Below are 19,576 nucleotides of genomic sequence, written 5' to 3'. Positions count from 1 at the left end.
GGCGTGTCCGAGGGTGTCGGGCATGAGTCAAGTGACAGTCGTGGGAATGGGCCCGATGGGCTCGAAGATGGCCGAGACGTTCCTGGCCGCCGGACACGAGGTGGCGGTCTGGAACCGTACGGCGAGCAGGACGGCACCGCTGGTCGCCCAGGGCGCCAGGCAGGCGGCGAGCGCGGCGGACGGCGAGCTGCTGGTGGTCAGCCAGATCAGCTACCAGGCGATGTACGACAGCTTCGGCGACGCCAGGCTGGACGGGAAGGTGGTGGTCAACCTCAGCTCCGACACCCCGGAGGCGCTGCGCCGAGCGGCCCGGTGGGTGGAGGAGCGCGGCGGCACGCTGATCACGGCGGGCATCATGGTGCCGCCGCCGGGGATCGGGCAGCCGGGCGCGTACACCTTCTACAGCGGCCCCAAGGACGTCCTCGACCGGTACGCCGGGACGCTGGAGGCGCTGAGCGAGGTCACCTACGTCGGGGCGGACCGGGCCCTGGCGATGATGTACTACCAGGCCCAGCTCCTGATCTTCTGGTCGAGCCTGACCAGCTTCATGCACGCCATGGCGATGCTGCGCACGGCGGGGACCGCGCCGGCGGAGTTCCTGCCGTTCGCCCGGGACCTGTTCACCCAGCTGGGCGGTGACGGGCCCATGGGGTACGCCAAGATCCTGGCCGAGGAGTTCGCGGCCGGGAAGTATCCGGGCGAGCTCAACTCCCTGCACATGCAGGCCGTCGGCATCGGCCACGCCGTGGAGGCGCTGGCCGACGCCGGGCTGGAGACCACGGTCCCGGGCGCGCTCAAGGCGTTGTTCGAGCGCGCCGACGCCGAGGGCCGGGGCCACGAGGGGCTCGGCACCGTGATCGAGTCGATCAGAAAGCCCTAGTGATTCGCGAGGAAGGCGAGCAGGTCCTGGCGGGTGATCATGCCCGAGGGCTTGCCGTCTTCCAGCACAACGGCCGCATCGGCCTTCTCCAGCGCTTCGACCGCACGGGCCACAGGTTCACCACTGCCGATCATGGGTAGTGGCGCCGACATGTGATCACCGATCTGGTCGTCGGAGGAGAGTCTGCCGTGGTAGAGGGCTTCGAGGAGATCGCGTTCGACGATGGAGCCGACCACCTCGGCCGCCATGACCGGCGGCTCCTCCTTCATCACCGGGAGCTGGGACACCGAGTATTCCCGCATGATCGAGATGGCCGTGCCCACCGACTCGTGCGGATGCGCGTGCACGAACTCCGGCAGCCCCGCTCCCTTCCGCGCCAGCACGTCGGCGACCAGCCCCTCCTCGGACGACGTGGTCAGGAAGCCGTAGTCGGCCATCCAGTCGTCGTTGAAGATCTTGGACAGGTAGCCGCGCCCGCCGTCGGGAAGCAGCACGACGATCACGTCGTCGGGCGCGGCCGTGGCCGCCACCCGCAGCGCCGCCACGACCGCCATCCCGCAGGAGCCGCCGACCAGCAGCCCCTCCTCGCGGGCGAGCCTGCGGGTCATGGTGAAGGAGTCCTTGTCGGACACCGCGATGATCTCGTCGCAGATCTTGGTGTCGTACGTGGCGGGCCAGATGTCCTCGCCCACCCCTTCCACCAGGTACGGCCGGCCGGTGCCGCCGGAGTAGACCGAGCCCTCCGGGTCGGCCCCGATGATCTTCACGCGGCCGCCGGAGACCTCCTTGAGATAGCGGCCGGTGCCGCTGATGGTGCCGCCGGTGCCGATGCCCGCGACGAAGTGGGTGATCCGGCCGTCGGTCTGCTCCCAGATCTCCGGACCCGTCGAGTGGTAGTGGGAGTCGGGGTTGTTGACGTTGGAGTACTGGTCGGGCTTCCAGGCGTTCGGCACCTCGCGGGCCAGCCGGTCGGAGACCGAGTAGTACGAGTCGGGATGGTCGGGCGAGACGGCGGTCGGGCAGACCACGACCTCGGCCCCATATGCCCGCAGGACCGAGATCTTGTCCTGGGCCACCTTGTCCGGCACCACGAACAGGCACCGGTAACCCTTCTGCTGGGCCACGATCGCCAGGCCCACCCCCGTGTTGCCGGAGGTCGGCTCGACGATCACGCTTCCCGGACGCAGCTCGCCGGACGCCTCCGCGGCCTCGATCATCCGTACGGCGATGCGATCCTTGACCGAGCCGCCCGGGTTGAAGTACTCGACCTTGGCCAGCACCTGTGCGGACAACCCCGCGTTGACTTTGTGCAGCCGGACGAGCGGAGTGTTCCCCATGAGATCAACCAGGGAATCGTAAACGCGCACCGCGGTGTTCACCTTCTTTACCGAAGCTTGGTCAGCTTGCCAGTGGCCGAGATCCAGTGGGGGTGGCCGGCACTCGGCTAGTTTTCAAGCAAACGCTACCGCTGAGTTCGACTAGGAGGGCACGTACGGTGGTCTGGCCAGCTGGTATGGCGCGCGCGGCACGCAAGATCGCCACGGCCGCGGCGCTCGGAGGTGGCGGGCTTACGGCCCTCGGCGCGACGGCGTACGGGCTGCTGGTCGCCGAAGGACTGCTCGCGCGCCGGGCCATCGGGCAGCCGCACGGCCTGGACGGGCCGCCTTCCGACGGCACGTACGGCGACTTTCCCGGCGAGCCGCTCAAGATCGCCATGCTCGGCGACTCCACATCGGTCGGGCTCGGCATGACCGACCCCGCCCAGACCCCCGGCGCGCTGCTCGCGCACGGCCTGGCCTCGGTCGCCGAACGCCCGGTACGCCTGCTCGTCGTCGGCAAGTCGGGCTCGCCCTCGTCCGAGCTGGGCGACCAGGTGGACAAGGCCCTGGCCATGGAGACCGACATCGCGGTGATCTTCGTGGGGGCCAACGACATCATCACGCAGACGCCGCCCGCCGTCGCCGTACGCCATCTGGCCAAAGCCGTGCGGCGCTTGCGCGACGCGGGGGTCGAGGTGGTCGTGGGCACCTGTCCCGACCTCGGCACGGTGCGGCCGATCGGGCAGCCGCTGCGCTGGGTGGCGCGGCGGTGGAGCCGCCAGCTCGCCGCGGCGCAGACGGTGGCGGTGGTGGACGCGGGCGGCCGTACGGTGGCGTTCGCCGACCTCCTGGGGCCCGAGTTCGCAACAAATCCGGCAGAAATGTTCGGACCCGATCGTTTCCATCCATCTGCCCGAGGTTACGCGCAGGCCGCTTACGCGGTGCTACCGTCAGTGTGCGCTGCGTTGGGGCTGTGGCCTGAGCCGCGTCCCGCACGCGGCGAAGCACTACAACCGATCTACCTTGCGGCGGCTACGGCCGCGGAGGAGCCCGGCACCGAGGTCACCGCGACCCGGGTCGACGGACGGGCGACGGGCCTGCACGGAAAGTGGGCGACGTTGTTCCGCCGGCGGCTCGGCGAGACGTTCAACGACGCCCGGCGTCTGACGTCCCGGCTCGGCGAGACGCTCGACGACGCCTGACGTCCCCCGTCAAGGCCCGACGAGTGCCAGTGTTGGTTACTCTGCGCGCCCGCGTCGCCACTCTTCGTCCCCTTTGGAGTGGATTGCCCGTGCAGCGACCCCTCTGGAAACCGACCGTCGCCCTCGCCGGAACCCTCGTCGGAGTCCTCTCCGCGGCCGCCTGCTCCGGCAGCGACGCGGCCACCACCCCGAACTTCCCGACCTGGCAGAACACCCAGGTCAACGCCGTCAGCCGGATGGCGGTGGCGGGCGGGGTCGTCGCCGCCACCTCCATGAAGCCCGACGGCTCGCTGGAGACCGTCGCCGTCGGCCTGCGGGACGGCAAGCGGCTGTGGTCCTACCCGGCCACGATCGCCGGCCGCCTGCCCGGCATGGGCGTCTCGGCCCCGGCGGTCGTCGAGACGTCCCCGGGCCAGGGCGTGGTCGTCGCGCTCGACCCGGCCAAGAGCGGCCACTGGAACGCCACGCTCATCGCCCGCGACGCCCGCTCGGGGGCGCAGAAGTGGAGCAGGCCGGTGCACTCGACGTTCGGGCCGCAGCGGTGCGGGCCGTACGTCTGCGTGTCGGAGCACACGGCCCTGGCCAAGGCCCGCATGGTGGTGCTCGACCCGGCCACCGGGAAGACCCTGTGGAAGCTGCCGGGGATCTCCGAGGTGGAGTGGTCGGACCCGAGCCGGGTCCTGCTGCTCAGGCTGGCCGCCAGCCCCATGATCGAGTCGTACGAGCTCAAGACCGGCAAGCTGCAGTGGCAGCAGCCGATCGAGCAGGCGCTCGGCCCGGGGATCGACATGTCGGGCGGGTGGGCGTTCGGGGCGACCGGCGACAATCTGGTCGGCTACGTCGCCCCCTACACGAACCCCCAGACGAAGAAGGTCTCCGCCTTCGGCCTCTTCTCCGTCAAGATCGCCAACGGGACGATCAACTGGATGCGGCCCTCGGTCGTACGCGTCTATCCGAGCGGCAGCCCCGGCTACGCCCCTGTCGTACGCCCCGTCGACCGCCAGGGGGCCTACGGCGGCTTCGCCCGGCTCGACTCGGAGAGCGGCAGGGTGGTCGGGCAGGTCACCGCGGCCGACGTGCCCGGGTCCGGCTGGTGGCTGGCCTTCCCCGACCGGATGGACAAGCTGGGCTTCCTCAAGCACGACGCCAAGGGCACGGCGTTCGACCTGGTCTCGGGCAAGCCGGTGCCGGTGGAGGAGCAGCACGGCTGGTCCTTCTGCGTGACCGACCCCAAGCCGCTGCCGCTGCGCGGGCAGGCGCCGGGCTTCTACTCGACGGCCGCCGTCTGCGAGTACGACCTCGCCACCGGCAAGCAGGTCAAGGGTGCGGTCGTGCCGCCTCCCTGGTTCACCGGCAGCCAGGACGGGTGGCGGCTGTGGCGCGACGAGAAGGGGGCCATCCACGCCATCAACGACCAAACCTCCACCGCACCCGGCATGTACGGATAGGACCGGAATATAGTTCTATCTGTAGCACCCGACAAAGGAGGGGCCATGCCCGAGGCAGTCATCGTCGCGACCGCGCGTTCCCCGATCGGCCGGGCCTTCAAGGGCTCGCTCCAGGAGATCCGCCCCGACGACCTGACCGTGCAGATGATCCAGGCGGCGCTGGCCAAGGTGCCCCAGCTCGATCCCTCGTCCATCGACGACATCATGCTGGGGTGCGGGCTACCCGGGGGCGAGCAGGGGTTCAACATGGCCCGGGTGGTGTCGGTGATGCTCGGGCTGGACAACGTGCCCGGCACGACCGTGACGCGCTACTGCTCCTCGTCTCTGCAGACCACGCGGATGGCCTTCCACGCGATCAAGGCGGGCGAGGGGGACGTGTTCGTCTCGGCCGGGGTGGAGATGGTGTCCCGGTTCACGAAGGGCAACTCCGACTCGCTGCCCGACACGCACAACCCCGTCTTCCTGGACGCTCTGACACGCACCAAGTCCTTCGCCGAGGGCGGGAAGGTGTGGCACGACCCGCGTGAGGACGGCGTCGTCCCTGACATCTACATCGCGATGGGGCAGACCGCCGAGAACCTCGCCCAGCTCAAGGGGGTCACCCGCCAGGAGCAGGACGAGTTCGGGGTGCGCTCGCAGAACCTGGCCGAGAAGGCGCTGGCCGACGGGTTCTGGGCCAAGGACATCACGCCGGTGACGCTGCCGGACGGGACGGTGGTGGAGAAGGACGACGGGCCTCGGGCGGGGACGACGTACGAGAAGGTCTCCACCCTCCAGCCGGTCTTCCGGCCCGACGGGACCGTGACCGCCGGCAACTGCTGCCCGCTGAACGACGGGGCGGCGGCCGTGATCGTGATGAGCGACGTCAAGGCCGCCGAACTCGGGATCACGCCGCTGGCCCGGATCGTCTCGACCGGGGTCACCGGGCTGTCCCCGGAGATCATGGGGCTGGGGCCGGTGGAGGCCTCGAAGCAGGCGCTCTCGCGGGCGGGGATGGCGATCGAGGACGTCGACCTCGTGGAGATCAACGAGGCGTTCGCCGCCCAGGTGATCCCGTCCTACCGGGATCTGGGGATCCCGCTGGACCGGCTCAACGTCAACGGCGGGGCGATCGCGGTGGGGCACCCGTTCGGGATGACGGGGGCGCGGATCACGTCCACACTGATCAACAGCCTGCAGCACCACGACAAGAGCATCGGGCTCGAAACCATGTGCGTGGGCGGCGGCCAGGGCATGGCCATGATCCTCGAACGCCTCTGACCACTTCCCATCCATTTTTTACGCGCTGCCCGGGCAACCACCCGCCGCACTCCGGCTGAGGGCCCTCCAGGAAACGGCCTCTGACCCTTCACCGGCTGAGCGCCGCCACGCGAGCCCATGGTTGCCCGGCTACGCTGCCCCACCTTGCCCACCGCACGCCACGCGCCGCGCATGCCGCAGCGCCCGCGCATGCCGCCCCGGCGCGCAGTCGCCGTACGCACCCGGTGGGCCGCCATCGCGTTCTGAGCGCCGAGCATCACCGCACCCCGCCCCGCCGGCCGGGCGCCCGATCGGCGGGGGAGGCGGGTCAGCCGTGGGTGTCCGGGCCGGCGTGGTGGGGGGTGATGCGGAGGAGGACGCGGCGTTCGCGGGTCATGGCGGCGCGGTAGTCGTCCCAGTCCGGGTGCTCGCCGGAGATGTCGCGATAGTACGAGACCAGGCCCTCCATGGCGTCCGGGAGCGACTGGATGTCGGCCGTCCCGTCCACCTGGATCCATTCGCCGTAGAAGCCGTCCGTGAAGACGCACAGCGAGACGTGCGGGTCGCGGCGGGCGTTGCGGACCTTGGCGGCCGTTTCGCGGGTGCTGACGATGACCTGGCCGCCCGAGACGCCGGCGGTCACCGGGGACATCTGCGGGCGCCCGTCGCGATGCTTGGTGAGCAGGACGGCGCGGTGGTGGGTGCGGAGGAAGGCGAGTGCCTTGTCGAGGTCCATCTCCTCATGATGACGGCCATGAGGACGCGCCCGCGCCTGGGGCACGGGCGCGAGGATGGATGGGCTTAGATGAAGCCCATGCGGTTACGGCGGTGCCGCTCGTGTTCGTGCACGATCGCGGCAGCGTAGCCGTGGGATAGCCCGTGCTCGTCGGCAAGCCAGTTGGCCCGCTCGTCACACCTCAGGAAAGCCGGGCCGTTGTCGATGGCTTGAAACCACTCTGGGAGTTCGCGCCCCGTTATGGACGGGACTCTTGCGATCAGCTTTGTCTGCGTCTCCGGTGAGTGGTTCAAGGACATGGGCACCTCCGCGAATAAGGGTCCTTTGCTCGACCCTGCAACACCAGCGTCCGAATGGCAAGCCCCCAACCAGGCATCATTTTGTGACGGCACGTAGATTTTCGGTCACACAAGGAGAGGGCCCCGCCTGAACGGCGGAGCCCTCGGGGGTGACGCAGACGTTAACGATCAGTCACTACTTGTGAAATAGCTGACGAACCGCAGCACCTCGAGGTAGATCCAGACGAGGCTCAGCGTCAGACCGAACGCGCACTGCCAGGCGAACTTCTCCGGCGCCCCCTCCCGCACGCCCTGCTCGATCGAGTCGAAGTCGAGCAGCAGGAAGAAGCAGCCGATCAGGATCATGACGATGCTGAACGCCCAGCCGATCGGGCTGTCGGTGCGCAGGCCGAGGCCGCCGTCGACGAAGAAGCCGAGGATCAGGTTGACGAGCAGCAGCCCGAGCGCCGCGATGCCGGCCGCGAGGCCGAACTTCACGAGCTTGGGTGTGACGCGGATGATCCGCAACGAGTAGACCGTCAGCACCGCGCCGAACGCGAACGCCGTGCCGAGCACGGCCTGCAGCACGATGCCGCTGATCATGCCCTCGAAGACGGAGCTGATCTTGCCCAGGAACACGCCCTCGAAGACGGCGTACCCCAGGATGAGCGCCGGGTTGGTGCTCTGCGTGAACGAGGCGATCAGCCCCAGGATCAGCGCGACGACCGCGGCGCCGATGGCGACCACTGGCGGGACGTTGAGGACCCAGGCCGCGGCGGCGGCCGCGACGAGAGCCCCGAGGGTGAGAAACCCGCGCACGACGACGTCGTCTAGCGTCATGGTGCGGTACGCGGGCCGAGTGGGTTGCGCGTACGACGGCGCGTCGTACATGTTCTGCAGCTGGTCTGGGGACGGGGACGGTCCGGCCCAGCCCGCGGACTGCTGCCGCGACCTGCTGAAAACGGGGTTCTTGCTCTCCATCGCTGCCTCCTGTGACGCCGAGCCTACGGGGCGCGGCGACACCTTGGTCAACTGACGTGTTAGATCGATGTTCATTCGGGACTTCGGCAGCTTCCCAACGAACGTGCCCGGCCCAGAGTTCCCAAGGTCATCGAGCTCGCCGTTCAAGATCATCCGCAGCCCCGGCCCCAGGGCCTCGGCGCGTCCTATTTACTGTGCGTCCACGAGAAAAGACCGGCAGTAATGGCGTAGTCAAGCATTCACAGAAAGAAACGTTCGGGAGAAGCCCGGAGAGGCAGAAAGACAGCCCGTTGTCAATATGCCGAAGGCGAAAAGTAAACGACGCCCACCTGAGCTTACTCGGCCGCTCCACGTCGGCCTCAACCGGTCCGGCGTCGGCGCCCAGAGGCCCTTCCAGCAGGGGCGAAGCGCCCGGAGGCGGCGCGACACCGTAACAACTCGACATCGGCCGCAACAGGCCCGTCCGACGATCGCGGTAAACCTCCAGGTCAGGAACCCAAAGGCGATGAAGACGGCAAGTGCCCCCGGCGGGATTCGAACCCGCACGTCAACCCTTTTAAGGGGTTTGCCTCTGCCATTGGGCTACGGGGGCGCCGCAATCATACGAAACAGACCATGGTTAAGAGGAGCACAACTTCGCATCAGGCGTCACAACTGTGAAGTCTGCGGTGAAGTGAGAGGGCTCCAGGCACTCTGTCCAAGAAGAGTAGACCGTCCAGATGGTCGAGTTGGTGCTGAATGCAGCGGGCTTCGAAGGCGTCCGCTTCGATGGTGACGGGCTCCCCCGTACCTGGCAAATGCCCACGTACGGTGATACGGGTGGCGCGGAGGACATCTGCCGTGAGTCCCGTGATGGACGTGCAGCCCTCGCGCCCCGGGTCCCAGTGGGACGCTCTGGCAAGGCGTGGATTGGCCAGAACGAGCTCTCCGGCCCACGAACGGCTCCTGGGGTGGAGTCCGGCGTCAAAGGCGATCAGGCGCCAGCTCAGGCCGATCTGGGGGGCGGCCAGCCCGGTCGTGGCGGTCTCCCGGCGGAGGGTGGCCAGGAGATCGGCGGCGGCGGCCACGACCTCGGGGGCGGTGGGGTCGACCGGTTCGGCGGCGGCGGACAGGAGCGGGTGCGGGGCGCCGAGGACCTCGCACGGGGTTCCCACGCGGCCGCCGAGCACATCACGGCCGCCGGGCGCCCCCCAAGGCTCGCCGCCCCATCCGTTCATCTGTCCTCCTGCCCGTTCACAGCAGGTCCGGTTCGACGGGGCGGAAGGTGATCTCCGAGTCGAGTCCGGCGCCGACGGCCGCCAGCCTGCGCATGAGCGCCGCCACGTCCACCTCCTTCGGTAGCTCGACGTCCGCGATCAGAACGTAGAGACGGCCGGTGAGCCTGGTGCTCATCCCGGTGATGTTGCCTCGGTCAGCGGCGAGCACGGCGCTGATGGCCGAGATGATCCCGGGCCGGTCGGGCCCGTGCACGGTCAGTACGTAACCGAGACCGCCGCCCTCCTCGCAGAAGTGCCGCTGGGCCTCGATGGCGGAGGCGGTCACCACGAGATCGGGCGCGCACAGACGCTTCAGCAGCTCGGCCGAGTCCAGATCGCCCGACACCAGCAGCATCATCGCCACGTGACCGCCGAGCAACGTCATCGTCGAGTCCTGGATGTTCGCTCCGCAATCGGCGAGCGAACCGGTGACCGCGGCGATCACGCCGGGCCGGTCGACGCCGAGCACGGTCACCGCTGAGAGCCCCATCCGTGCTACCCCTTCCGCTTGCGACCAGGGGTGCCGAATACGCCCCGGCGAGGTTCGCCGGGGCGCTTGCCGTTCCTGGGCTAGCGACGGGTCGTCGCGACTGCGGCCCTGAAGTCCTCACGCGGGTGCTCCATCTCACCCAGCGAGATCGTCTCGCGCTTGAAGAACAGGGCCAGGGTCCAGTCGACGACGACACGGACCTTGCGGTTCAGCGTCGGCACCCGCGACAGATGGTAGGTCCGGTGCATGAACCACGCAGGGAATCCGCGAAGCTTGACGCCATAGACATTGGCGACGCCCTGATGCAGGCCCAAACCGGCAACCGATCCGACATACTTGTGGCGGTATTCGACCAGTTGCTGGCCACGCAGGTGGCGGACGATGTTGTCGGCCAGCACCTTGGCCTGGCGGACGGCGTGCTGGGCGTTCGGGGCGCAGTACTGGCCGGGGTTCGTGACGTCGGGCACCCCCGCGGCGTCTCCCGCCGCGAAGGCGTCGTTCGTGCCGGCGATGGTGAGCATGGCGGTGCACTTGATCCGGCCACGCTCGTCGAGCGGCAGGCCGCTGTCGTTGACCACGGGGCTGGGCTTGACGCCCGCGGTCCACACGAGGGTCTCCGCGTCGAACTCCGAGCCGTCCGAGAGGATCACGTGCCCGTCGGTGCAGGACTCCAGGCGGGTCTCGAGCTTGACGTCGATGCCGCGCTCGCGCAGCTGCTCCAGGGTCCACTTGCCCATCTCGGGGCCGACCTCGGGCAGCACCCGGTTCGAGGCCTCCACGAGCACCCAGCGGAGGTCCGACGGCTTGATGTTGCGGTAGTAGCGCGTCGAGTCCTTGGCCATGTCCTCGAGCTCCGCGAGCGCCTCGACGCCCGCGAATCCGGCGCCGACCACGACGAACGTGAGCGCCTTGCGCCGCACCTCCGGGTCGTCGGTCGACTCGGCCACGTCGAGCAGGTGCAGCACGCGGTTGCGCAGGGCGATGGCCTCGCCCACGGCCTTGAAGCCGATGCCGATGTCGGTGAGGCCGGGGATGGGCAGCGTGCGCGAGATCGATCCGGCGGCCATCACGATCACGTCGTAGGCCACCTGGCGCGGCGCGCCCTCGGGCGGCTGGAACGTGACGGTGCGCTCGGCGTGGTCGACCTCGGTGACCCTGCCGTTGAGGATCCGCACCTTGGGCAGGATCCGCCGCAGCGGCGCCACCACGTGCCGGGGCGAGAGGTTACCCGCCGCCGCCTCAGGCAAGAAGGGCTGGTAGGTCATGTAGGACTGGGGGTCGATGATCGTGATGCGTGCCTCGCCGCCGCGCAGCTCACGCTGGAGTTTGCGCTGCAGCCGAAGCGCTGTGTACAGGCCGACGTATCCACCGCCGACGATCAAGATGTGCTTGTTCATCCTGAGGCCCCATCCCTCGTGGAGTGCTTGTGAAAGCATTCACAAGCTTACGTCAAGCGCGCTTGATGAATCCAACCCGGGGGTGGTGGAACGCGTCACACAGCCAGTGACCTGGCCCTGGTGAAGACGTCGTCGAGCATCTGGGCGGTCACGCGGCCGGTGAACGTGTTCTGCTGGCTGGGGTGGTAGCAGCCGATCAGCGTGACGGGGGCGCCGGCGTGGCGGACCTCCACCTCGGCCCCGTGCCCGAACGGCGGCCTGGAGCGCGGCAGCTCGTAGCCGGCGTCCTTGAGCGCGGGCCACACGGCCTGCCAGGCGTACCCGCCGAGCGCCACGACCACCCGTACGTACGGCGCCACCAGCGCCACCTCCCTGGCCATCCACGGGAAGCAGGCTGCCTTCTCCGAGGGCAGCGGCTTGTTCGCGGGCGGCGCGCAGCGCACCGAGGCCACCACCCGCGTGTCGATGAGCCGCTGCCCGTCCCCGGCGTGGGTGCTGGTCTCCTGCGCGGCCAGGCCGGTGCGGTGCAGCGAGGCGAACAGCCAGTCGCCGCTGCGGTCGCCGGTGAAGATCCGCCCGGTGCGGTTGCCCCCGTGGGCCGCCGGGGCCAGGCCGACCAGCAGGATCCGCGGGCGCTCGGCGCCCCAGCCGGGGACCGGGCGGCCCCAGTACGTCTCGTCCGCGAACGCGCGCCGCTTCGCCTCGGCGACCTGCTCGCGCCACTCCACCAGGCGGGGACAGGCACGGCAGACGGACTGTCCGGCCGTGAGCTCCGCGAGGGTGTCACTGGTGGCGGCGAGGCGGCGCACGTCCGCGGGGTCGTGGGCGACCGGGGTGTCAGCGGTCGCCGGGTCTTCCGGCCAGCCGGTGCCAGGAGGTACGAAGCTCATGACACCGATGGTGCCTGATCACTTGGCGGGCTTCGGCGTGGGAGTGGGCGTGGGAGTGGGCGGCGGGGTCGGGCAGGCGGACCTCGTCGTGGTGGCGGCGTCCGGATCGGCCATCCCGTCCTGCTGGATCAGCGGCAGCGGGTAGCGGTTGAGTATGGGCTCCCCGCACGACCTGTCGACCGTGTATCCGAAGTCCTCGGGGTTGGTGGTCAGCGGCTTGCCGTCCTGGTCGTAGAGGTAGACGTCGCTCAGCGGGGTGCCGTCCTTGGCGTACGGCTTGATGTTGTAGACGTCGTTGTTGGACGACGCCGCGTCCACCCACACCGGCTCCGGGGTCGCCATGGCGACGCGCGCCCCGTCGGAACCGTGCGATGCGGCCTCCACCATCCCGGCGAACAACGTCAGCGCCGCGACCAGGTTGAGCGCCCCGACGAGCCCCGCGGCCAGCCCTCCCCTGCGCCGCCTGCCGATCCAGACCGAGATCCAGACGCCCGCCGCGACCAGCGCCCAGCCGGCCAGGTCGGACGGGACGAGGCCACCTTCGCCGGTCAGCGCCAGCAGCAGCAGGGCCAGCAGGTAACCCCGCAGCACCCACCACCCGGGGCGCAGCTCCGGCAGGAAGCCCACGAAGCTCCGGTACGGCCCCTGGCCCATCAGCCGGGTGTGCGCGCCCAGCGCCCACGCCCGCGGGTCGATGCGGCGCTTCCCGCCGCTCTCGGGGCGGTCTCCGTACGCGGCCGCCAGCTCCTCGGCGTACACCTCGGGCGGGCCCAGCCGGTCCTCCAGCGGCAGCTCCGACTCTGCCGCGATCTCGGCCAGGTGGTCGTCGAGGTCTTCGAGTAACTCGCCGCGCTCGGGATGGTCTGCCAGGGCATCCCGTACGGCCTGTGCGTACTGTTCGGGGGTCATGCTTGTCCCTCCTTGAGCAGGGATGCCATGGTCGCCGAGAACGAGGTCCAGGTCTTGGCCGAGGTGGCGTACATGCTCCGGCCGACCTCGTTGAGTCCGTAGTACTTGCGGTGCGGCCCTTCGTCCGAGGCGACCACGTACGACGTCAGCGCCCCGGCCTTGAACAGGCGGCGCAGCGTGCCGTAGACCGAGGCGTCGCCCACCTCCTCCAGGCCGGCCTCCCTCAGCCGGCGCACGACGTCGTAGCCGTAGCCGTCGCGCTCGTTGAGCACGGCGAGCACGGCCAGGTCGAGCACGCCCTTGAGGAGCTGACTGCTATCCACGTAATGCACACTACTGTGCAAAGCGGAGTAGTGGCAACGAGAAAACCGGGTGGCACCCGCGAGGGCTGCCACCCGGTCCGGTCAGCCTAGGCTGCGGCCTTTGGCGGGCAGGTCGCCGAGTAGGAGGCGACGCCCGAGGACGCGGCGTTCGGGCTGGTGACGACGAGCTCTACGGTGCCCTCCGTCTTGGTGGAGTTCTGCGCTCCGCCGATGCCCCAGGTCACGTCGAGGCTGCCGTTGACCGTACGCTCGAGCGTGTTGTGGTCACGGACGCCGTTGACGACCCAGTAGTACTGCACGGTGGTGGGGCCGGTGCTGGTCAGCGTAGCCTTGAAGTCCACCCCGGGGCCACGGTTGTCGGCGCACATGTCGGTCCGGGTACCGGTGACCGACGCACTCGAAACCGAGACCTTGGCGGGAGCCGGAGTCGGAGCCTCGTCCTTGCACCAGACCTTGTAGTAGGCCCGGTTGGAGGAGGCGCCCTCGGGGCTCAGGATCTCGAGCTGCGCCCAGCCGCGCTGGCTGTGACGCGGGGAGATGCCGAAGCCGACCTTGCGCGTGTCGTAGACCTTGACCCTGCCGTAGTCGGCCACTTCACCGTTGAGAATCCAGCGGTAGCGAACCCACGTCGGGCGGTTGGCCTCGATCAGGCCGACAAAGTCGATCTTGTCGCCAGGGGTGCAGACACCGGAGTACGAGTCGGGGCTGGCCCATGCGCGGGCGGACACCGACACGTCGAGCTGCGTGCGCCCCACGTCCTTCGGCTCCTCGCAGGAGACGGAGAAGTAGCCCTTCTTCGAGGTGACCTTCTTCGGACCGAGGACCTGGACGGCCTCCCAGCCCTTGACGTTCTCCTTGAAGGTGATGGACTGCCTGACCGTCACCGACTTGGTGCCCTTGCCCGAGAGCTTGAGCACCTTGACCTTGCCCTTGGACCCGTCGCCGTGGAGCCAGCGGTAGGCCAGCTCCGTCTTGCCCCGGACGGGAACCTTGATCTTGGCCGAGAAGTTGACCTTGACCGGGCAGGCTCCCTCGTAGTCGCCCGCGGACACCGCGGGCGTCGACACCGAGACCTTGGGAGCGGCCTTGGTGGTGGCGGCCGTCGCCGCCTGGGCGGGGCTGGCGACCAGGCCCGCGGCCAGGGCGGCCAGCACCGCGGCGGACGCGCCGAACGCCGCCGCCTTACGTGCTAACCCAACAGACTTCATGTGAGAGTGCTCCATTCCTTTGAGGGAAGAGACGCGCTCGGGAACGGTCGCCACGCCGGCACCTTCCGTGCACAGCAATATGGCAAAGCCCCCGTAATGCCCCTTTACCTAACCACAATACTGATTGCACGCTCAACACAGGCCATAGACCTGAAATGTCCGGATTTCTTCAGCTATCGGGCGATAGACCAGGCGATACCGTCAAGGATGTCGTGTTCACTGACCACGACCTGCGAAAACGCGAAACGACGGACGATCCGGTCAAGAATTAGCGCGCCGGCGCCAATCACGTCGACCCTTCCCGGGTGCATCACCGGAACCTCGGCACGCTCACCATGGGTCATCGCCAGCAGCCGCCGCGTCACTTCATGTACCTGCCCGGCCGAAATCCGCGAGTGGTGAATTCTGGCCGAGTCGTAAGCCGGCAGATCGAGCACCATCCCCGCGACCGTCGTCACCGAACCCGCCAGCCCCACCAGCGTGCGGGCCCGCTGCACGGGCACCTCCGCCTCGACCCTGTCGAGCGCCGCCTCGATGTCGGCCACCACGGCCTCCAGCGCGGGCGCGGAGGGCGGGTCGCCGGCGTCCTTCAGGTGCCGCTCGGTCAGGCGCACGCAGCCGATGTCCACCGACAGCGCCGCCTCGGCGTGCTCGGAGCCGACCACGAACTCGGTGGACCCGCCGCCGATGTCCACCACCAGGTACGGCGGCAGCGGCCCCTGCGGCATCTCGGTCTCCGGCGACAGCCGGACCAGCCCCTTGGTCGCCCCCACGAACGAGAGCTCGGCCTCCTCCGCCCCCGACACGACCTCCGGCTCCACCCCGAAGATCTCGCGGACCCCGTCCACGAACTCCTGCCTGTTGGCCGCGTCCCGGGTCGCGCTGGTGGCCACCACACGGGTCCTGACGGCGCCGTGCCGGTCGATCAGCTCCCGGTAGACCCTCATGGCCTTGAACGTGCGCTCAAGGGCGTCAGGGGCCAGCCTGCCGGTCCTGTCGACGCCCTGGCCGAGGCGGACGATCTCCATCCGCCGCTCGACGTCGTCGATGAGATCGTCGCCCACGTCGGCGATGAGCAGGCGTACGGAATTGGTGCCGCAGTCGACGGCGGCTACACGCATGGTCCGTCACTCCACCAGTCGGGGAGGGCGTCGAGCGCCTCCCTGCCGAACGGGTTGCTCCCGGGCGCCGCCAGCTCGTGCGCCACGAGCGCGTGCAGGCACTTGACCCGCAGCGGCATGCCGCCCGTGCTCTGCATGTCGCGCGGGAGCGGCTCCATGCCCTCCTCCTTCGCCGCCTCGTCGCGCCTGGCGACGTAGTCGTCGTGCGCGGCGCGGTAGGCGGCGGCCAGCTCGGGATCGGTGGCCAGCCGGGCCTGCATCTCCCGCATCAGCCCCGAGCCTTCGAGCGTGCCGATGGCCGAGGCCGCCTTGGGGCAGGTCAGATAGTAGAGAGTCGGGAAGGGCGAGCCGTCGGGCAGCCTCGGCGCGGTCTCCACCACGTCGGCGTTGCCGCACGGGCAGCGGTGCGCCACCCCGCGCAGCCCCCTGGGCGGCCGCCCGAGCTGCAGTCGCACCGTCTCGACGTCTTTACCGTCCAACACTTTCCTTCCCCGTCACGGCCCGGCGGCCGGTGCCTTTGTCGGCGGCCTCCACCGACTCCCAGAGCGTCTGGTACCACGGCGGCGGCGCCGGCGCCTGCTGCACGGTCGCCGGCTCCTTGATCTGCTGCTGGTCCATCACCACGTAGCACTTCTCGCCGGGCCCGCAGTAGTGCAGCCGTTCCTTGGCCGTCTTCTTGATCCAGTTGGGATCGTCGCTCTGCCGGTCGCGCTCCAGCAGCGTCTGCTTCTCCGCCTCGACCCTGGCCTTCTCCGCCCGATGCTCGGCGATGCTGCGGCGCAGGCTGATGTACTCGCGGACAGGGTAGGCCAGGCTCATCGCGATCGCGCACACCACGACGGCCAGGATGGCGGCCCGCCCGGTCAGCTGCGGCCTCTTAGCCATTTGGACACCCCCTGCTTATGGCCTATACGGCCCGGAGGCGGCGTGGTCACTTTGGAGCCGCCGCCTCGCGGCCGTATTCGAAACTAGCGCCGGAAGCGCGGGAAGGCGGCGCGACCCGCGTAGCGGGCGGCGTCGTCGAGGAGCTCCTCGATGCGCAGCAGCTGGTTGTACTTGGCCACCCGGTCCGAACGGGCCGGGGCGCCGGTCTTGATCTGGCCGCAGTTGACCGCGACCGCGAGGTCGGCGATCGTCGTGTCCTCGGTCTCGCCGGAGCGGTGGCTCATCATGCACTTGTAGCCGTTGCGGTGGGCCAGGTCCACGGCGTCGAGGGTCTCCGACAGCGTGCCGATCTGGTTGACCTTGACCAGCAGGGCGTTGGCGGTGCCCTCCTTGATGCCGCGCTCCAGCCGCTCGGGGTTGGTGACGAACAGGTCGTCGCCCACGAGCTGCACCTTGTCGCCGAGCGCCTCGGTGATGGCCTTCCAGCCGGCCCAGTCCTCCTCGTCGAGCGGGTCCTCGATGGAGACGAGCGGGTAGTTGGCGACCAGGTCCGCGTAGAACTCGATCAGCTCCTGCGCCGACAGGCCCTTGCCGTCGATCGTGTAGACGCCGTCCTTGTGGAACTCGGAGGCGGCCACGTCGAGCGCCAGCGCCACGTCCTCGCCCGGCACGTAGCCGGCCCGCTCGATGGCGACCAGGATCAGGTCGAGCGCGTCGCGGTTGGACGGCAGGTTGGGCGCGAAGCCGCCCTCGTCGCCCAGGCCCGTGGCGTAGCCCTTCTCCTTGAGCACGCCCTTGAGCGCGTGGTAGACCTCCGTGCCCATGCGCACGGCCTCGCGAAACGTCTCCGCCCCGATCGGCGCGATCATGAACTCCTGGATGTCCACGTTGGTGTCGGCGTGGGCGCCGCCGTTGAGGATGTTCATCATCGGCACGGGCAGCACGTGGGCGTTGGGGCCGCCGACGTAGCGGAAGAGCGGCAGGTCGGCGCTGTCGGCGGCGGCCTTCGCGACGGCCAGCGAGACGCCCAGGATGGCGTTGGCGCCGAGCTTGGCCTTGTTGGGCGTGCGGTCCAGGTCGATCATGATCTGGTCGATGATGCGCTGGTCCTCGGCCTCGATGCCGTTGATCTCCTCGAAGATCTCGTCGGTCACGGCGAGGACGGCCTTCTCCACGCCCTTGCCGCCGTAACGCTTGCCGCCGTCACGCAGCTCGACCGCCTCGAACTGGCCGGTGGACGCCCCGCTCGGCACGGCCGCGCGGCCGGTGCTGCCGTCGTCGAGCACGATCTCGACCTCGACCGTGGGGTTGCCTCGGGAGTCGAGGATCTCGCGGGCGTATACGACCTCGATGGTAGCCACGGGATTGCGCTCCTAAGTGAAAGGCGATATGCCATCAGAGCCTATCGGTACACCCGGACGCGGGACCGCACGGTCACCGGACACCGAACCGCGCACCGCAGGGTCAGGCCGATTCCCAGGCGCGCACCCTGTCCCGGTACGTACGGGCGGCCGCCCGCAGCTCGGCCTCGGCGTCGAGACCGGCCTCCGCGGCCCGGCGGACCAGGTCGAACAGCTCCCGGGCCACCCCCTGCCCGACGGCCGCCGCGAGCGCGTCGGGCGCCCCGGCCCGCTCGGCCCGGCGCACCAGCTGGGCGGCCAGCGACAGCGCGGGCTGCCCCATGGGCACGCCGTCGAGCACCGACTCCCGGCCCTTGGCGGCCCGCTCGGCCGCCTTGATCGCGTCCCAGTTGTCGTTGACCTCGTCGGCGCTCTCCGCGCGTACCGAGCCGAAGACGTGCGGATGGCGGCGCACCAGCTTCTCGACGATCCCGGCCGCCACGTCGTCCATGTCGAAGTCCGCGGCCACCCGCGCGTGGAAGACCACCTGGAGCAGCAGGTCGCCCAGCTCCTCGCGGAGTGCCGGGTAGTCGCCCTGCTCGATGGTCTCCAGCACCTCGTACGCCTCTTCGAGCAGGTACGGCACCAGCGACTCGTGCGTCTGCTTGCGGTCCCACGGGCACTCGGTCCGCAGCCGGTCCATCACGGCGACCAGGTCGAGCACCCGCGCCCCCGGCAGGTCGTACGAGCCCGGCACCACCTCGATCAGCGGCGGCTCCTCCAGCGCGATCGCGGCGTGCCCGACCGCGCGCATGAACTCCTCGTCCTCCTTCTCGGAGGCCGAGGCGAGCCACACCACGCTCTCGCCGACGGCCCGCGCGGCCAGCCCGCGCGGGTCGGGCTCCACGACCTCGACCGACACCCCCGCCTCCGCCAGGTAGGGCAGCTGCGGATGCGCGGCGGACCCGGTCAGCACCGGGCCAGAGCGCAGCACCTGCCAGGCCTGATGGCTCAGCAGGCCCGGCGGGACCCTGGGCGAGGTGGTGACGACGGTCAGCGGCACGGCTCAGCCCTGCGGCTGCTGCTGCTGAGGCGCCTGCTGCGGGGTGGCCTTGCCGAACCTGCCGGCGTCCACGAACAGCGACGGGTTCTCCTGCGACGGGTTGGCGTTGACCACACCGAAGCGGGGGTTGAAGATCGTCTTGATCGAGGCGAAGTCCTGGCGGAGCTTGTCGAGCCCGCCCTGGCCGGCCTGCTGCTGCAGCTTGGCCATCCCGACCGCCGTGCGCGCGTACTCGCGGGCGTAGCTGGGCGCGACGCCCAGGGCCAGCAGGTTGATCTGGGGCGACTGGTACTGGCCGGGGTCCTGGAGCTTGGCGTCGATCTCCTTGTCGGTCACCTGGACGTTGTTGCGCGCCATCAGCTGCTTGGCGGCGCTGATGTCGGCCAGCCGCTGGAGCACGTACTGGCTGACCGGCACGCCGAGCGCCGTCTCGTCCAGCTTGTTCTGCTTCAGTGCGGCCTTGTAGGCCTCCGCGTCCCTGTTGAGCTGACCCGTCGAGATGCGCTCCTTGCCCACCACGGCCGCGGCGCCGGCCTGCATGGGGGAAGAGCAGGCGGTAAGCGCGATGCCCACCGCGGCAGCGGCCACAGCCACTCGTATCGACTTCACGT

At 69.6% G+C, this 19,576-nt stretch carries 21 protein-coding genes and 1 tRNA gene; 4 read left to right on the top strand and 18 right to left on the bottom strand.

Annotated features, from left to right (window positions below; all coding sequences use genetic code 11):
* The first annotated feature begins 22 nt into the window (after positions 1 to 22).
* On the top strand, positions 23 to 880 hold the full coding sequence (locus tag ACWEPL_RS11165) for an NAD(P)-dependent oxidoreductase (protein WP_363970720.1): 858 nt from the start codon (positions 23 to 25) through the stop codon (positions 878 to 880).
* On the opposite strand, the gene ACWEPL_RS11160 is transcribed toward ACWEPL_RS11165, so the two are convergent.
* Positions 877 to 2,247, bottom strand: coding sequence for a cystathionine beta-synthase (locus ACWEPL_RS11160; RefSeq protein ID WP_363970718.1), 1,371 nt, complete (start codon positions 2,245 to 2,247; stop codon positions 877 to 879). The genes ACWEPL_RS11165 and ACWEPL_RS11160 overlap by 4 nt on opposite strands.
* Positions 2,248 to 2,393: 146 nt before the next feature.
* On the opposite strand from ACWEPL_RS11160, the gene ACWEPL_RS11155 reads away from it, so the two are divergent.
* From ACWEPL_RS11155 to ACWEPL_RS11145, 3 genes are all read left to right on the top strand, one after another.
* Complete coding sequence (locus ACWEPL_RS11155; protein WP_452435951.1) at positions 2,394 to 3,401, top strand: SGNH/GDSL hydrolase family protein; 1,008 nt, start codon at positions 2,394 to 2,396, stop codon at positions 3,399 to 3,401.
* Between the two features lie 89 nt (positions 3,402 to 3,490).
* Positions 3,491 to 4,849: an outer membrane protein assembly factor BamB family protein gene (locus ACWEPL_RS11150; RefSeq protein WP_363970714.1), complete on the top strand. Its 1,359-nt coding sequence runs from the start codon at positions 3,491 to 3,493 to the stop codon at positions 4,847 to 4,849.
* A gap of 45 nt (positions 4,850 to 4,894) precedes the next feature.
* Entirely contained in the window at positions 4,895 to 6,109 is a 1,215-nt protein-coding gene (locus ACWEPL_RS11145) for an acetyl-CoA C-acetyltransferase (protein WP_452435950.1), read from the top strand.
* A gap of 307 nt (positions 6,110 to 6,416) precedes the next feature.
* Here ACWEPL_RS11145 and ACWEPL_RS11140 read toward each other — a convergent pair whose 3' ends face one another.
* The 17 genes from ACWEPL_RS11140 to ACWEPL_RS11060 form a co-directional block, all read right to left on the bottom strand.
* A complete protein-coding gene (locus ACWEPL_RS11140) occupies positions 6,417 to 6,824 on the bottom strand; it encodes a PPOX class F420-dependent oxidoreductase (RefSeq protein WP_363970710.1) in 408 nt (135 codons plus the stop codon).
* A 65-nt stretch (positions 6,825 to 6,889) separates the two neighbouring features.
* Entirely contained in the window at positions 6,890 to 7,123 is a 234-nt protein-coding gene (locus ACWEPL_RS11135) for a DUF4287 domain-containing protein (protein WP_185068609.1), read from the bottom strand.
* 168 nt (positions 7,124 to 7,291) lie between these two features.
* Positions 7,292 to 8,083, bottom strand: a complete 792-nt coding sequence (locus ACWEPL_RS11130) for a Bax inhibitor-1/YccA family protein (protein WP_350725768.1) — start codon at positions 8,081 to 8,083, stop codon at positions 7,292 to 7,294.
* Between the two features lie 519 nt (positions 8,084 to 8,602).
* Positions 8,603 to 8,675: transfer RNA gene (locus ACWEPL_RS11125), tRNA-Leu, on the bottom strand.
* 49 nt (positions 8,676 to 8,724) lie between these two features.
* The gene (locus ACWEPL_RS11120) at positions 8,725 to 9,300 is read right to left on the bottom strand and encodes a peptide deformylase (RefSeq protein ID WP_452435949.1); all 576 of its coding nucleotides are present in this window, start codon (positions 9,298 to 9,300) and stop codon (positions 8,725 to 8,727) included.
* Positions 9,301 to 9,316: 16 nt separating this feature from the next.
* Positions 9,317 to 9,829, bottom strand: coding sequence for a glycine cleavage system protein R (locus tag ACWEPL_RS11115; protein ID WP_350725772.1), 513 nt, complete (start codon positions 9,827 to 9,829; stop codon positions 9,317 to 9,319).
* Between the two features lie 80 nt (positions 9,830 to 9,909).
* Complete coding sequence (locus ACWEPL_RS11110) at positions 9,910 to 11,226, bottom strand: NAD(P)/FAD-dependent oxidoreductase (RefSeq protein WP_363970704.1); 1,317 nt, start codon at positions 11,224 to 11,226, stop codon at positions 9,910 to 9,912.
* 95 nt (positions 11,227 to 11,321) lie between these two features.
* Positions 11,322 to 12,116 (bottom strand): uracil-DNA glycosylase, encoded by a 795-nt coding sequence (locus ACWEPL_RS11105; protein ID WP_355197397.1) that lies wholly within the window; start codon positions 12,114 to 12,116, stop codon positions 11,322 to 11,324.
* An 18-nt stretch (positions 12,117 to 12,134) separates the two neighbouring features.
* Positions 12,135 to 13,025 carry a DUF1700 domain-containing protein gene (locus ACWEPL_RS11100; RefSeq protein ID WP_363970702.1) on the bottom strand — a complete coding sequence of 297 codons (891 nt, stop codon included), beginning with the start codon at positions 13,023 to 13,025 and terminating at the stop codon, positions 12,135 to 12,137.
* A complete protein-coding gene (locus ACWEPL_RS11095) occupies positions 13,022 to 13,348 on the bottom strand; it encodes a PadR family transcriptional regulator (RefSeq protein ID WP_355197401.1) in 327 nt (108 codons plus the stop codon). The genes ACWEPL_RS11100 and ACWEPL_RS11095 overlap by 4 nt, the downstream gene beginning before the upstream one ends.
* 86 nt (positions 13,349 to 13,434) lie before the next feature.
* The gene (locus ACWEPL_RS11090; protein ID WP_452435948.1) at positions 13,435 to 14,556 is read right to left on the bottom strand and encodes a hypothetical protein; all 1,122 of its coding nucleotides are present in this window, start codon (positions 14,554 to 14,556) and stop codon (positions 13,435 to 13,437) included.
* A gap of 173 nt (positions 14,557 to 14,729) precedes the next feature.
* Entirely contained in the window at positions 14,730 to 15,677 is a 948-nt protein-coding gene (locus tag ACWEPL_RS11085) for a Ppx/GppA phosphatase family protein (protein WP_350725782.1), read from the bottom strand.
* Positions 15,668 to 16,156 carry a DUF501 domain-containing protein gene (locus tag ACWEPL_RS11080; protein ID WP_452435947.1) on the bottom strand — a complete coding sequence of 163 codons (489 nt, stop codon included), beginning with the start codon at positions 16,154 to 16,156 and terminating at the stop codon, positions 15,668 to 15,670. Before ACWEPL_RS11080 ends, ACWEPL_RS11085 begins: the two co-directional genes overlap by 10 nt.
* Positions 16,146 to 16,562, bottom strand: coding sequence for an FtsB family cell division protein (locus ACWEPL_RS11075; protein WP_350725786.1), 417 nt, complete (start codon positions 16,560 to 16,562; stop codon positions 16,146 to 16,148). Before ACWEPL_RS11075 ends, ACWEPL_RS11080 begins: the two co-directional genes overlap by 11 nt.
* Positions 16,563 to 16,645: 83 nt before the next feature.
* Positions 16,646 to 17,923 carry a phosphopyruvate hydratase gene (gene eno, locus ACWEPL_RS11070; RefSeq protein ID WP_363970698.1) on the bottom strand — a complete coding sequence of 426 codons (1,278 nt, stop codon included), beginning with the start codon at positions 17,921 to 17,923 and terminating at the stop codon, positions 16,646 to 16,648.
* Between the two features lie 103 nt (positions 17,924 to 18,026).
* Positions 18,027 to 18,965, bottom strand: coding sequence for a MazG family protein (locus ACWEPL_RS11065; protein ID WP_452435946.1), 939 nt, complete (start codon positions 18,963 to 18,965; stop codon positions 18,027 to 18,029).
* Between the two features lie 3 nt (positions 18,966 to 18,968).
* A complete protein-coding gene (locus ACWEPL_RS11060; RefSeq protein WP_350725791.1) occupies positions 18,969 to 19,574 on the bottom strand; it encodes a SurA N-terminal domain-containing protein in 606 nt (201 codons plus the stop codon).
* Between the last annotated feature and the right edge of the window lie 2 nt (positions 19,575 to 19,576).

The sequence above is a fragment of the Nonomuraea sp. NPDC004186 genome (assembly GCF_053603495.1).
This window is presented reverse-complemented; position numbering and strand designations above follow the sequence as displayed.